Annotated in this window: 9 protein-coding genes; 6 read left to right on the top strand and 3 right to left on the bottom strand. The window is 70.5% G+C overall.

The features are described 5' to 3' along the window. Positions 1 to 43 precede the first annotated feature (43 nt). Both RWH44_RS11430 and RWH44_RS11435 read left to right on the top strand, forming a co-directional pair. The gene (locus RWH44_RS11430) at positions 44 to 1,396 is read left to right on the top strand and encodes a carbohydrate ABC transporter permease (RefSeq protein WP_437127291.1); all 1,353 of its coding nucleotides are present in this window, start codon (positions 44 to 46) and stop codon (positions 1,394 to 1,396) included. Beyond that, the gene (locus tag RWH44_RS11435) at positions 1,393 to 2,370 is read left to right on the top strand and encodes a carbohydrate ABC transporter permease (protein ID WP_298873750.1); all 978 of its coding nucleotides are present in this window, start codon (positions 1,393 to 1,395) and stop codon (positions 2,368 to 2,370) included. The genes RWH44_RS11430 and RWH44_RS11435 overlap by 4 nt, the downstream gene beginning before the upstream one ends. Positions 2,371 to 3,174: 804 nt before the next feature. On the opposite strand, the gene RWH44_RS11440 is transcribed toward RWH44_RS11435, so the two are convergent. Together RWH44_RS11440 and RWH44_RS11445 are read right to left on the bottom strand one after the other, a co-directional pair. After that, on the bottom strand, positions 3,175 to 3,846 hold the full coding sequence (locus tag RWH44_RS11440; RefSeq protein WP_298873749.1) for a DUF305 domain-containing protein: 672 nt from the start codon (positions 3,844 to 3,846) through the stop codon (positions 3,175 to 3,177). Between the two features lies 1 nt (position 3,847). Next, entirely contained in the window at positions 3,848 to 4,555 is a 708-nt protein-coding gene (locus RWH44_RS11445; RefSeq protein WP_316004661.1) for a thioredoxin-like domain-containing protein, read from the bottom strand. 232 nt (positions 4,556 to 4,787) lie between these two features. Here RWH44_RS11445 and RWH44_RS11450 point away from each other — a divergent pair, with 232 nt between their 5' ends. The 3 genes from RWH44_RS11450 to RWH44_RS11460 all read left to right on the top strand — a co-directional run bounded on the left by RWH44_RS11450 (position 4,788) and on the right by RWH44_RS11460 (position 9,070). Next, complete coding sequence (locus tag RWH44_RS11450; RefSeq protein ID WP_298873747.1) at positions 4,788 to 6,125, top strand: multidrug effflux MFS transporter; 1,338 nt, start codon at positions 4,788 to 4,790, stop codon at positions 6,123 to 6,125. A gap of 181 nt (positions 6,126 to 6,306) precedes the next feature. Further along, entirely contained in the window at positions 6,307 to 7,005 is a 699-nt protein-coding gene (locus RWH44_RS11455) for a phosphatase PAP2 family protein (RefSeq protein WP_316004662.1), read from the top strand. A gap of 10 nt (positions 7,006 to 7,015) precedes the next feature. After that, positions 7,016 to 9,070 carry a helicase HerA-like domain-containing protein gene (locus RWH44_RS11460; RefSeq protein ID WP_316004663.1) on the top strand — a complete coding sequence of 685 codons (2,055 nt, stop codon included), beginning with the start codon at positions 7,016 to 7,018 and terminating at the stop codon, positions 9,068 to 9,070. A gap of 476 nt (positions 9,071 to 9,546) precedes the next feature. Here RWH44_RS11460 and RWH44_RS11465 read toward each other — a convergent pair whose 3' ends face one another. Further along, on the bottom strand, positions 9,547 to 11,016 hold the full coding sequence (locus tag RWH44_RS11465; RefSeq protein WP_316004664.1) for an MFS transporter: 1,470 nt from the start codon (positions 11,014 to 11,016) through the stop codon (positions 9,547 to 9,549). A 141-nt stretch (positions 11,017 to 11,157) separates the two neighbouring features. Between RWH44_RS11465 and RWH44_RS11470 the strand changes: the two genes are divergently transcribed. Continuing rightward, entirely contained in the window at positions 11,158 to 12,771 is a 1,614-nt protein-coding gene (locus tag RWH44_RS11470; RefSeq protein ID WP_298873741.1) for an SDR family oxidoreductase, read from the top strand. The last annotated feature ends 64 nt before the right edge of the window (positions 12,772 to 12,835 follow it).

Here is a 12,835-nt window from a genome sequence, read left to right on the forward strand (position 1 = left end):
GGCACTCATCGATGAGCACGAAGGCGTGTTCGGGAGGGACGTCATGACCGATATCAAGAACGCGGAGACGACGCCGGCGGCGTCGCCTCCGCCGTCCGGCCGGGGCAAGCCCGCGTCGCGCGGCTCCGCGGCCAGGAACCGCACCACTCTGCTCGTGGTGGTGGTGGGGCTCATCCTGGTGGTGGCGCTCTTCCTCTTCATGGTGACGCGCGCCCCCGCCGACACCAAGCCGACCACGCTCGGCTTCTCCCTCAACAGCTTCTTCATCTGGCTCGGCGGGCTGAGCCCGATCGTGCAGATCCCGCTCGTCCTCGTGGTCTTCGGGGCGGTCGTGGGACTGCTCCTGCTCCTCATCGAGTACGCGCCCCGCTCGGGCAAGGGCTACTTCTGGCTGCGCCTGATCGCGTGCTTCGCCGTGCCGATCCTCGCGTTCATGCTGCTGCGTCCGTACCAGAACGCGGTCATCTACGTGCTCGGCATCGCGGTCATCCTCGGCGCGATCCTCTTCTACGCCGACTACCGCTCCCGCCAGGGCGCCGGTTACCTCTTCCAGCTGATCCTGTTCGCGGCTCCCGCGGCGATCCTGCTGCTGATCGGCCTCGTCTACCCGGCCATCACGACGTTCTTCCAGTCGTTCTTCGACAAGACCGGCGACAACTTCGTCGGCTTCGAGAACTACATCTGGACTTTCACGAACCCCGAGGGCTTCTGGTCGGTCATCAACACCCTCATCTGGGTGCTGCTCGCCCCGACGATCGCCACGGCGATCGGCCTCGCCTACGCGGTGTTCATCGACCGGGCTGCGGGGGAGAAGTACCTGAAGGTGCTCATCTTCATGCCCTTCGCCATCTCGTTCGTCGGCGCGGGCATCATCTGGAAGTTCGTCTACGACTTCCGCCAGGGCGACCAGCTCGGCATCCTGAACGCCATCGTCACCGCGTTCGGCGGCCAGCCGATCTCGTGGCTGTCGGCCTCGCCGCTGATCAACACCCTCCTGCTCGTGGTGGTCTTCATCTGGAGCCAGACGGGCCTGGCGATGGTCATCCTCTCCGCCGCGATCAAGGCGGTCCCGCCGGAGCAGAACGAAGCGGCCGAACTCGACGGCGCCAGTGCGTGGGAGCGGTTCATCAACGTGACCGTCCCCGGCATCCGCTCTTCGCTCATCGTCGTGCTGACCACGATCGCGATCGGCGCCCTGAAGATCTACGACATCGTCGCCGTCATGACCGGTGGCCGCAACGACTCGACCGTGCTCGCCTTCGAGATGGTCAACCAGCAGCAGCGATTCCAGAGCTACGGGCACTCCGCAGCGCTGGCCGTGGTGCTGTTCCTCTTCGTGCTGCCGCTGATCATCTTCAACGTGCGCCAGATCCGGAAGCAGAGGGAAGTGCGATGACCACCTCCACCGTGGTGCTCGAGCCCACCACCGACACGCGCTCGGCCCGCCAGGTCGCCCGCGACACCCGCAAGCACGAGGCGATGGCGCGCAAGCGCCTGACCTCGAAGGGCGCGACGATCGCGGCGATCGTGATCGCGTTCTTCTGGACGATCCCGACCTTCGGTCTGTTCATCACCTCGTTCCGGCCGGGGTCGGACACGCAGTCGACCGGGTGGTGGACCGTCTTCACCGACCCGTCGTTCACCCTGGAGAACTACCGGCTCGCCCTGACGTCGGGCGGCACCGCCCTGACGCTCGCGCAGTCGTTCCTCAACTCGCTCGCCATCACCATCCCGGTGGTGCTGTTCGCGCTGGCGATCGCCTCGCTCATCGCCTATGCGTTCGCGTGGATCGACTTCAAGGGTCGCAACTTCTTCTTCATCTTCATCTTCGCGCTGCAGATCGTGCCGCTGCAGATGGCCCTCGTGCCCCTGCTGAGCCTGTTCTCGCGGGGACTGACGATCAACGAGGTGACGATCTTCCCGGGCTTCGACCTGCGCGGGGTGGAGCACAGCTTCGCCACCGTGTGGATCGCGCACGTCATCTTCGCGATGCCGCTGGCCATCTTCCTGCTGCACAACTTCATCGCGGAGATCCCGGCCGAGGTCATCGAGGCGGCGCGCGTGGACGGCGCAGGGCACGGGCAGATCTTCTTCCGCCTGATCCTCCCGCTCGCGGCCCCCGCCCTGGCATCCTTCGCGGTGCTGGAGTTCATCTGGGTGTGGAACGACCTACTCGTGGCGACGATCTTCGCGCCATCGTCGTCGCTGCCGCTGACGCAATCGCTCAACTCGCTGTCGGGGACCTGGGGTGACCAGTGGTTCCTGCAGTCGGCGGGAACGTTCATCTCGATCCTCGTGCCGTTGATCGTGTTCTTCCTGCTGCAGCGCTTCTTCGTGCGGGGCCTGCTGGCGGGTGCGACGAAGGGCTGAGGTCCGTTCGACGCGAGGGGCACGTCATCCGGAAGGGTGCCGTGCCCCTCTCGCATGCGGGGAGGGGGATGCCGGGGCGCGCGATGACGGCGCCGCGGGGCCGCGAGAAACGGCGTCCTTGACGAGACACACGGTGGGGGGATTCCGGCGGGGCGCGGTGACGGCGTCGCGGGGCCGCGAGAAACGGCGTCCGTGTTGAGACACGCGGTGGGGGGATTCCGGCGGCGCGTGGTGACGGCGTCGCGGGGCCGCGAGAAACGGCGTCCGTGTTGAGACACGCGGTGGGGGGATTCCGGCGGCGCGTGGTGACGCCGTCGCGGGGCCGCGAGAAACGGCGTTTGTGTTGAGACACGCGGTGCGGGCGCGTGTCTCGTGAGGGATGGCGTTTATCGCCGGGTGGGGCGGGGATCGCCGGGGCGGGGGCCGTCGCCGGGGCGCGGGAGCGGGCGGCGCGGGGCCGGGCGACGCGGGGCGCGAGGGGACGCACGGGCGGATGCCGCTGAGCGGTGCGGACGCCGGTGCGCGGTGCGGATGCCGGTGCGCGGTGCAAATGCCGGTGCGCGGTGCGGATGCCGGTGCGCGGTGCGGAGGCCGGTGTCACGGGGCGTCGCCCCGCGCGGGCCGCGAGAAACGGCATCCATCGCGAGACACGTCGTGCGGCCGCGTGTCTCGCGACGAATGGCGTTTATCGAAGGGCTGGGCGGGGCGGGCGCGGGGCGGGCGCGAGGCGGGCGAGCGCGAGGCGGGCGGGCGTGAGGCGAGGCGCGGGGCGGTCGGCGCGAGGCGGGCGCGGGGTGGGGGCGGTCAGGCGCTGCAGGCGAGGCGGGACTGGATGTCGCGCATCGCGTCGAGCTCGGCGGACTGGCCGGTGACGATCGCGCCGGCGACCTCTTTCACGCGCGCGTCGTCTCCGAGCTCGATGACGGCCTGGGCCATGGGGATCGCGCCCTCGTGGTGGTGGATCATCAGGTCGAGGAAGAGACAGTCCGCGGGCTGGCCCTGCGCGCTGCGCAGTTCGTCGAGTTGGGCGTCGGTGGCCATGCCCATCTCGCTCAGCAGTTCCTCCTGCGTCTTGGCCGCGGTGTCGCCGTGGCTGTGCGCGTCGGACTTCTCCATCCACGTCATGAGCGGTTGGCTCGAGGCCTGGGGGAGCCCCCATTCGACCAGCCACCCGAACATCTCGCCGCGCTGACCCGACTGCGTCGTGGCGATGTCGTACGAGAGGGTGCGCAGCTCGTCGTCCGAGGTCTTGCGGTAGATCTCCATCGCCATGAGCACCGCCTGCGTGTGGTGCACCTGCATGTCGCGCGCGAAGCCGGCCTCGGCCGACGTGTCGGAGGGGTGGGCGGGCGCCGCCGTCGCGCCGAACGCGGTGAAGCGTCCGATCGCGAAGGCGACGGCCATCACGGCGACGGCGACGAGGGCGACGACGGCCCACCGGGCCGCGGGACGCGCGACCGGGGTGTCGTCGCTCACGTCAGGCCTTGCCCGGTCCGTCGATCGCGCCGGAGCACGACGCGTTCGGCTCGGGGGCGTTCTGGCTGCGCCAGTACTCCGTGAAGAACTCCCCGATGCGCGGGTCACTGGGGTCGTCGACCTTGAGCTGGTGGTTCCAGGCGCTGACGGCGACGGGGGTGTCGAGACCGGGGTAGGGCGAGAGCAGAGCGTAGCTGGAGGGCATGACGGCCTTGAGCGCGTCGATGCCGGCCTCGTCGACCTCGTCGGGGTTGTACGTGATCCAGATGGCCCCGTGCTCGAGCGAGTGCACGGCGTTCTCGTTCTGCTGGGGCTCGGTGTAGACGCCGCAGTTCAGCCAGTAGGGGTTGTGGGGGCCGCCTGCCGGGGGCGTCTGCTCGTACGTGACGGCGCCCTGCACGTGGTCGGAGCGGTTCTCGAAGGTCTGCACGCCCTCGATCTCGCGGCCCGTGCTGTTGCCGGCCTGGTAGCTGGTGGGTGCGGCGGGAGCGAAGGCGAAGGATGCCACGACGAGACCGACCACGGCGAGAGCCGCCGTGGAGCCGACGACCCACCAGACGAGCTTGCCGCGCTTACGCTTCGCGACCTGCTTCTGGTATTCGGCGAGCTTCTCCTGACGCTTCTGCTCGCGCTGCTGCTTGACGGTGAGGTCGATCTGGGCCTGCTTCGCGGGGTTGCCGCTGGCTCGCTTGTCGGAGGGGGAGGTCATGCGCTGTGTTCAGTCTCTCTTCGGGGCGGGACACATCGGCATCCGCCGACCTGTCCAGACTATTCGGATGAATGGGCCGCTGGCCTGGGAGGAAACCCCGAGCCGGGATGGTGGCCGACGGGGGAGTCACGGTAGTATGACGATGTCGAATCGATTCGAGGTTCGACGATCCCCCCTTTTTCTCAGCCCGGCTCGCGCCGGGCTGTCCGTGTTGCGAAACGAAATCAGACGCGTGCTCGATACTGCCTCCCACCCCGTCATCCCGACGTCGTCCCACTCGGTGCCGACGACCACCGGCGCGATCCGTGCGCTGGGCAAGAACCCCGCAACCGCGCCGATCGTGCTGCACCCCGGCGACTCGATCCCCGCCTCGCGCCGCGTGCTGTACATCATCGTGCTCGGCGCGCTGACGGCCCTCGGCCCGTTCACCATCGACCTCTACCTGCCGGCCTTCCCGGTGCTCGAGGCCGACTTCCAGACGACCGCCGCCGCGATCCAGCTCACCCTCACCGGCACGATGATCGGCTTCGCCCTCGGGCAGCTGATCGTCGGACCGCTGAGCGACAAGGTCGGCCGCCGCATCCCGTTGCTGTCGGTGACGGCGCTGCACGTGGCGGCGAGCATCTTCGCCGCCCTCGCCCCGACCCTCGGAACGCTCTCCGTGGCGCGCGTGCTCATGGGCGCAGGAGCCGCCGCGGGCGGCGTGGTGGCCGCCGCGATCATCCGCGATCTCTTCGGCGGCAAGCGGCTGGTGGTGATGCTCTCGCGCATGGCGATGGTGTCGGGGGTCGCGCCCGTGCTCGCCCCCCTCGCCGGATCCGCCCTGCTGCTGGTGATGAACTGGCGCGGGATCTTCGTGGTGCTCGCCGTCTACGGCGCGGTCATGCTCGTGTCGGCGATCCTGTTCGTGCCCGAGACGCTTCCGCCCGCCCGACGCGGCGGACCAGGGTCCAGCACGGTATGGCAGCGCTACGGCAGCGTGTTCCGCGACCGCGTCTTCATCGGCGTTCTCATCATCGGTGCGATGGCCTTCAGCGGACTGTTCTCGTACCTGTCGGCATCCTCGTTCCTGTTCCAGGTGACCTACGGCTTCAACCCGCAGCAGTACGGCGTGCTGTTCGCGGTCAACTCCGTCGGCGTCGTCGTGGGTGTGCAGATCGCCTCGCGGCTGGCGGCGCGCTTCGGCCCGCAGTGGGTGCTGGCGGTGTCGACCGCGGTGCTGGTGATCGCGGGCGGCGCCATCGTCGTCACGGATCAACTGGGTCTGGGACTGTGGGGGACCGTCATCCCGCTGTTCTTCTTCATGACGGCGTGCGGGTTCACGTTCCCGTGCGCGCAGGTGCTCGCGCTCGACCGGCACGGCAAGGCCGCCGGCACGGCGCAGTCGATCATCGGTGCGGCCAACTTCGGCGTCGCGGGGATCATCTCGCCCGTCGTGGGCCTGCTCGCCGCGGGCTCGGGCATCACCGCCACGACCATGGCGTCGGTCATGGTCGGATGCGCGGCGATCGGGGTGCTGTCGTTGTGGCTGCTCGTGCGCCCGCGCACGGTGGAGCGTCTCGCGCCCTGACGCGCGCGAGGTGGAGCGTCTCGCGCCCTGACGCGCGCGAGGTGGAGCGTCTTGCGCCCTGACGCGCGCGGAGTGGAGGACCGCGCTCGACGCGCGCGCCGCGGAATCGCGAACAGTAGCAGGACGCGCGGTCGGCGCGTCGACCGTTCCGCCGGCGCCCGCGACGCGGCATCATGAGGCGATGGATGCCACCGCGACCGAGGACGTGCTCGACATGCGTCCGCAGCGTTTCCGCGCCGTCGTCGGGGTGGTGCTCATCGCCCTGGCCTGCGGGCTGGGGGCGTGGGTGTTCTTCCGCGGACCCAGTCCCTTCGCGATCGACGTGTGGTGGAACCAGCTCTTCGCCGCGGCGCCTTCGCAGCCCCTTTACGTGTTCGCGCTCGTCATGGACCAGGTCGGCGGGCACCTGACGGCGGTGCTGATCGTGCCGCTGCTGGGCGCGCTCGCGCTGTTGCTCTCGCGACGACGATGGTCGGCGCTGTATTTCTTGAGCGCGTCGGTCGGCAGTGCGTTGCTCGTGCAGGTGCTGAAGCACACGTTCGGGCGGGCGCGTCCCGAAGACATCCTCATCCTGAGCGACTTCGGCTCCTTCCCCTCCGGTCACACCGCCAACGCCGCGACGATCGCCGTCGTGGCGGCGGTGCTGTTCCCGCGAGCCTGGGTGCGCATCGTCGGCGTCGCGTGGGTGGTGCTGATGGCGTTCAGCCGCACGTACCTGCACGCCCACTGGCTCTCCGACACCGCCGGTGGTGCCCTCGTCGGGGCGGGGGCGGCGCTCGTGCTCGCCGCCGCATTCTCGCGTCTGCGGGCGCGTGACGAGGATCGCCTGACGATCCGCCGTCTGCGCAGAACGGATGCCGGACCGGCGGTCTCGTCGTAGGCTGACGCGCATGAGCGAGCCCGGCGACGCGCCCTCCGTCCCCTCCGCGGCCGATGCCGAGGTCGCGCGGCTGAGAGCGGAGGCGGAGGCCGCCGAAGCGGAACTCCGACTCGCGCGCGCTCGCGCCGACCTCGCGGCAGCCGAAGCCGCGGCGGCGGCCGCACGGGCGCGCGCGGCCGGCGGAGCGACGACCGCCGACGGCGGCGATGTGGCGGCGCTGGCCGAGGGGCCGGCGCAGGCCGGGGGACCGGCCGTGACGGCCTCGGAGCAGTCGAGCCCCGCGGCATCCGACTCGCCGGTCACGGCCGACGACTCGGCGGCAGGTGCGGCCGACGGCGCCGGAGCGGAGCCCGCGACGCCGGAGGCGGCAGCGGCCCCCGCCTCATCCGCGTCCTCCTCCCCGGCGTCCGCCGTCTCGACGCCCGCAGCATCCGACGCCCCCCTCACGGACGCGCAGGTCGCGAAGATCGCCGCCGGCTATGCGGCCGACGGAGCGGCCCTCGACCTGGGCGTCCTGATGAACGGCGGGCCGGTGGCATCCGTCCCCGTGCGCATCCCCCTCGCGATGACGAACCGGCACGGACTCGTCGCGGGCGCCACCGGTACCGGCAAGACGCGCACGCTGCAGCTGCTGGCCGAGCAGCTGTCGGAGAACGGCGTTCCCGTGTTCGCCGCCGACATCAAGGGCGATCTCTCTGGGCTGGCGGCGGCGGGCACGCCGAGCGACAAGCTCGCCGCACGCACCGCCGCGCTCGGGCAGCAGTGGTCGGCACGGGCCTTCCCGACCGAGTTCTACGCGCTCGGCGACGACGTGGGGTCCGGCATCCCGGTGCGGGCCACCGTGTCGGGGTTCGGTCCGCTCCTGCTCAGCCGCGTGCTCGGCTTGAACGCCACGCAGGAGTCGAGCCTGGGGCTGGTGTTCCACTACGCCGACGAGAAGGGCCTGGCGCTGGTCGACCTCTCCGACCTGCGGGCGGTGCTGACGTACCTCACGGGCGACGAGGGCAAGGCCGAGTTGAAGGGCATCGGCGGGCTGTCGGCCGCGACCGCAGGGGTGATCCTGCGCGAGCTCGTGGCGTTCTCGGCGGCCGGCGCCGACACCTTCTTCGGCGAGCCCGAGCTCGATGTCTCCGTCTTCCTGCGCACGGATGCCGCCGGTGCGGGCATCGTGAGCCTGCTCGAGGTGCCGAACGTCGCCGCGCGCCCGGAGCTGTACTCCACCTTCCTCATGTACCTGCTCGCCGAGCTGTACGAGGTGCTTCCCGAGGTGGGCGACCTCGACAAGCCCAAGCTCGTGTTCTTCTTCGACGAGGCGCACCTGCTGTTCCGCGACGCCTCGAAGGCCTTCCTCGAGGCCATCACGCAGACCGTGCGGCTCATCCGGTCGAAGGGGGTCGGCGTGTTCTTCGTCACCCAGACGCCGAAGGACGTGCCCGGCGACGTGCTCGCGCAGCTCGGTTCGCGCGTGCAGCACGCCCTCCGCGCCTTCACCCCCGACGACGCGAAGGCGCTGCGGGCCTCGGTGCGCACCTACCCCGACTCGGGATACGACCTCGAACGCGTGCTGCAGGAACTCGGCACGGGAGAGGCGATCATCACGGTGATGAGCGAGCGGGGTGCCCCCACTCCGGTCGCGTGGACGCGCCTGTTCGCGCCGCGGGCGTCGATGTCGCCGATCACCGCGGATGCCATGGCCTCGGCCGTGTCGGCATCCGCCCTGTTCCCGATGTACGCGACGCCGATCGACCGCGAGTCGGCGCGCGAGATCCTCGGCGCGCGCATTCAGGCGGCCACCGACGCGCGCGAGGCGGACGAGCGCGCGAAGAAGGCCGCGGCGGACGCCGCCGAATACGCGAAGCAGAAGGCGGCGATCGACAAGGCCAACGCCGAAGCGCAGAAGAAGGCGCAGCGGGAGTACGAGCGGATCCTGAAGTCGACGGCCGCACCCCGGAGCCGCACCAGCACGCCCGCCCCCGGACTCGACGGGCTGCTCGGGCGCGGGGCGACGAAGAGCATCGTGAACGGCGTCATCCGGGGGTTGTTCGGCAACAGTCGGCGTCGCTGAGCGCGGCCGGCGGCGGCGGGCGGTCGGCCCCGCGACGTGCCTGGGCCGGTGAGGCGCGCGGGGGCGCTGACGTGCACACAACCTCAGTGATGTGCGCAACCTCCGCTTGCTGCAGCAGATTCGGGCTGAGGATGTGCGCATCGCCGAGGTTGTGGCGGGGATGTGCGTCTGGGGGTGTTGTGCGCAACCTCTGTGATGTGCGCAACCTCCGCTTGCTGCAGCAGATTCGGGCTGAGGTTGTGCGCATCGCCGAGGTTGCGGCGGGGGCGCGCGTCGGGAGGTTCTGTGCGCGATCTCCGTGATGTGCGCAATCTCCGCCGGGTTCGGGCGATTCGGGCTGAGGATGTGCGAATCGCCGAGGTTGCGTGACGCCGGTGAGCCCGGGCCGCGGGGGAAGGGGTGGGCACGGCGCGGGCGCACGACAGGCGGAAGGGGGCGGATGCCGGGAGTACCGGCATCCGCCCCCTTCGCTCACGTCACGAGCGGCGGATCGCCAGCGGCATCGTCGAGGTGTCGATGAGCGGGTCGTCGTCCTGGCGCTCGACCAGGGCCTCGGCCTCGGCGGGCGTCTCGACCGTCGGCACGGAGCCCAGCAGAGGACGCTTCGCCGTCTCGCGCATCGACAGCAGGGCGACGAGTCCGAGGGCTGCGAAGAACATGATGTAGAACGCGGGCATGAGCGTGTTGCCCGTGAGATCGATCAGCGCCTGACTGAACAGCGGCGTGGTGCCGCCGAAGAGCGACACGGCGACGTTGTAGGCCACGGCCATGGCGCCGAAGCGCGAGGCCGTGGGGAACAGGGCCGGAAGTGCGGATGCCGAGATCGCGACGTAGAACGCCACTGGCACCGCCGCCATGAAGAGGGCGATGATCACGGCCCACAGCTCGCCGATCTGCATGATGAGGAAGGCCGGAACGAGCAGCACCAGCGCCGACCCGGCGGCGATCGCGTAGACGGGCTTGCGGCCGATGCGGTCGCTGAGGCGGCCGATCAGGGGCAGGGTGGCCGACATGATCAGCAGCACCGGCACGGTCACGATGGCGGCCGAGAGGTTCGAGACACCGACCTCCTTCTCGAGGTAGGTCGGCATATAGCTGGTGAGGGCGTACCCGGCGGTGTTGGTCGCGGCCACCAGGGCGATGCCGATCAGCAGCGCCTTCCAGTGGTGGCGCACGATGCCCACGAGACCCTGGCGGGCCATCGGGTCGTCGGCGTCGACCTCGACCGTGCCGCTCTGCTCGAACGCGGGCGTCTCGGGGATGCGGAGGCGGAAGTAGATGGCCACGATGCCGAGCGGGATGGCGAGCAGGAACGGGATGCGCCAGCCGTAGTCGGTCATGGCGTTCTCGCCCGAGATCGAGGTGGTGATCGCGGTCGTGATCGCCACCGCCGAGGCGCCCGCGGCGAAGCCGACGTAGGAGCCGACGTCGAGCCACGACGACCAGAAGCCGCGGCGCTTGTCGGGGGAGAACTCCGACACGTAGGTCGTCGCCCCCGCGTACTCGCCGCCGGTGGAGAAGCCCTGCACCATCTTCAGCAGGTACAGCGGGATGATCGCCCACAGCCCGATCTGCGCGGACGTGGGCAGGATGCCGATGAGCGCGGTGGCCGCGGCCATCATCGCCATCGTGAGGAACAGCACCTTCTGCCGGCCGATGCGGTCGCCCAGGGGGCCGAGCACGAAACCGCCGAAGGGACGGACGAGGAAGGAGATCGCGAAGCCGAGGAGCGTGACCAGCAGGCCCCACGGCGCGGGGACGTCGGAGGCGAAGACCGCGGTCAGGGTCACCGCCAGGTAGCCGTAGATGCCGAAGTCGAACCACTCCATGAAGTTGCCGACGACGGTGCCGCCGATGGCGGTGCGCACACGCTTCTTGTCGACGACGATGACGTCGTCGACGGCGAGCCGGGGGGCTCCGGATGCCGAGGGGATTTTCTCGTTCATCCTTCTAGCGTTACCGCGATCCGCGTCGCGTTTCCAGTCCGGGCGCTGCGCGAGGAGGCGTGTTAGCGGCACGACCCCGACCGCCCAGGGCGTTCCGTCAAGCCCCCGGAGATGTCGGAGCCCCGGCGTACCGTGTCGGGCATGACCGACCTCTCCGCCCCCACCGGCCGCGAACCCGCTCTCGTCGCGCAGCCCCGACCCGACGGGTCGGCACCGCGCGCCCTCGTCCTGGGGGCGACGGGCTACCTCGGCGGCCGGCTCGTCCCGCGCCTGCTGTCGGCGGGGTATCGGGTGCGCGTCCTCGCGCGCGATCCGCGCCGCGTCGGAGCGTTCCCGTGGGGCGACGAGGTCGAGACGGTGGGCGGCGACGCCACCGACCGCGCGGCCGTGGGCGAGGCGGTCGAGGGCGTCGACGTCGTCTACTACCTCATCCACTCCATGGGCAGCGCCCGCGACTTCGAGGCCACCGACCGCGTCGCGGCGACGACCGTCGCCGAGGCCGCGTCCGCGGCATCCGTCTCGCGCATCGTGTATCTCGGCGGCCTGCACCCCGACGACGCGACGCTGTCGGCCCACCTGCGTTCCCGGGTCGAGGTGGGCGACATCCTGCTGCACAGCGGGGTTCCGACCCTCGTGCTGCAGGCCGGTGTGGTGATCGGATCGGGGTCGGCGTCGTTCGAGATGGTGCGCCACCTCACCGACGTGCTGCCCTACATGCCCGCGCCCAAGTGGGTGCGCAACCACATCCAGCCGATCGCCGTGCGCGACGTGCTGCACTACCTGCTGGGGGCGGCGCGCGTGGCGCCGAACGTCAACCGGGCCGTCGACATCGGCGGTCCCGACGTGCTCCGCTACGGACAGATGATGAACGGCTACGCCCTCGAGGCGGGACTCAACCAGCGCGCGATCGCATCGCTGCCGGTGCTCACCCCGCGCCTGGCCTCGCACTGGGTCAACCTCGTCACCCCGATCCCGAAGGCGATCGCGCGGCCCCTCGTCGAGTCGCTGCAGAACGACTGCGTCGTGAAAGACCGTGCGATCGACGACCTCGTGCCGCGTCCCGAGGGTGGGCTTCTGCCCTATCGCGAAGCCGTGCGCCGGGCGCTGGGCCGCGTGAACGACGACGCGATCGAGACGAGCTGGCAGGATGCCGAGGTCTCGGGCGTTCCCAGCGACCCCCTGCCGAGCGACCCCGAGTGGGCGGGGCGCCTGGTGTACACCGACGTGCGGACGATGACCACGAAGGCCAGTTCCGCCCAGCTGTGGTCGGTGATCGAAGGGATCGGCGGCGAGAACGGGTGGTACTCCTCGCCGCTGCTGTGGGCGATCCGCGGATGGATGGACCGCCTCGTGGGCGGGGTGGGGCTGGCCCGCGGGCGGCGCAGCCGCTCGGTCGTGACGGTCGGCGACGCCCTCGATTTCTGGCGCGTCGAGGCCATCGAACCCGGTCACCTCCTGCGACTGCGCGCCGAGATGAAGGTTCCCGGCGGCGCGTGGCTTGAGCTGCGGGCGACGCCCGAGGGCGAGGGCGCCCGTTTCGATCAGCGGGCGCTGTTCTTCCCGACCGGTCTCGCGGGCCGGTTGTACTGGCTCGCCGTGCTGCCGTTCCACGGCCTGATCTTCAGCGGCATGGCGCGTCGCATCACTGCCGCCGCCGAGCACGTGCAGCGGGAAGATCTCGAGCCGAAGGCGAAAGCGGGGCGCATCGCCCCCGAGATCGCCGAGGTCGAGACCTCCGCGGCGCCGTCGGCGTGAGCGGCGACGTCGCCGTGCGTGGCGGTTCCCGCCTCGTCGTGACGTCGGCGGCCTAGGCTGAATC

Source organism: Microbacterium phycohabitans, assembly GCF_032464935.1.
Classification (GTDB): Bacteria; Actinomycetota; Actinomycetes; order Actinomycetales; family Microbacteriaceae; genus Microbacterium; species Microbacterium phycohabitans.

What these genes read in the sequence shown, in the direction of transcription:
- RWH44_RS11430 (WP_437127291.1), top strand. Translation starts at nt 44, where the DNA reads ATGACCGATATCAAGAACGCGGAGACGACGCCGGCGGCGTCGCCTCCG.
- RWH44_RS11465 (WP_316004664.1), bottom strand. Translation starts at nt 11,016, where the DNA reads ATGAACGAGAAAATCCCCTCGGCATCCGGAGCCCCCCGGCTCGCCGTC.
- RWH44_RS11445 (WP_316004661.1), bottom strand. Translation starts at nt 4,555, where the DNA reads ATGACCTCCCCCTCCGACAAGCGAGCCAGCGGCAACCCCGCGAAGCAG.
- RWH44_RS11470 (WP_298873741.1), top strand. Translation starts at nt 11,158, where the DNA reads ATGACCGACCTCTCCGCCCCCACCGGCCGCGAACCCGCTCTCGTCGCG.
- RWH44_RS11455 (WP_316004662.1), top strand. Translation starts at nt 6,307, where the DNA reads ATGGATGCCACCGCGACCGAGGACGTGCTCGACATGCGTCCGCAGCGT.
- RWH44_RS11435 (WP_298873750.1), top strand. Translation starts at nt 1,393, where the DNA reads ATGACCACCTCCACCGTGGTGCTCGAGCCCACCACCGACACGCGCTCG.
- RWH44_RS11460 (WP_316004663.1), top strand. Translation starts at nt 7,016, where the DNA reads ATGAGCGAGCCCGGCGACGCGCCCTCCGTCCCCTCCGCGGCCGATGCC.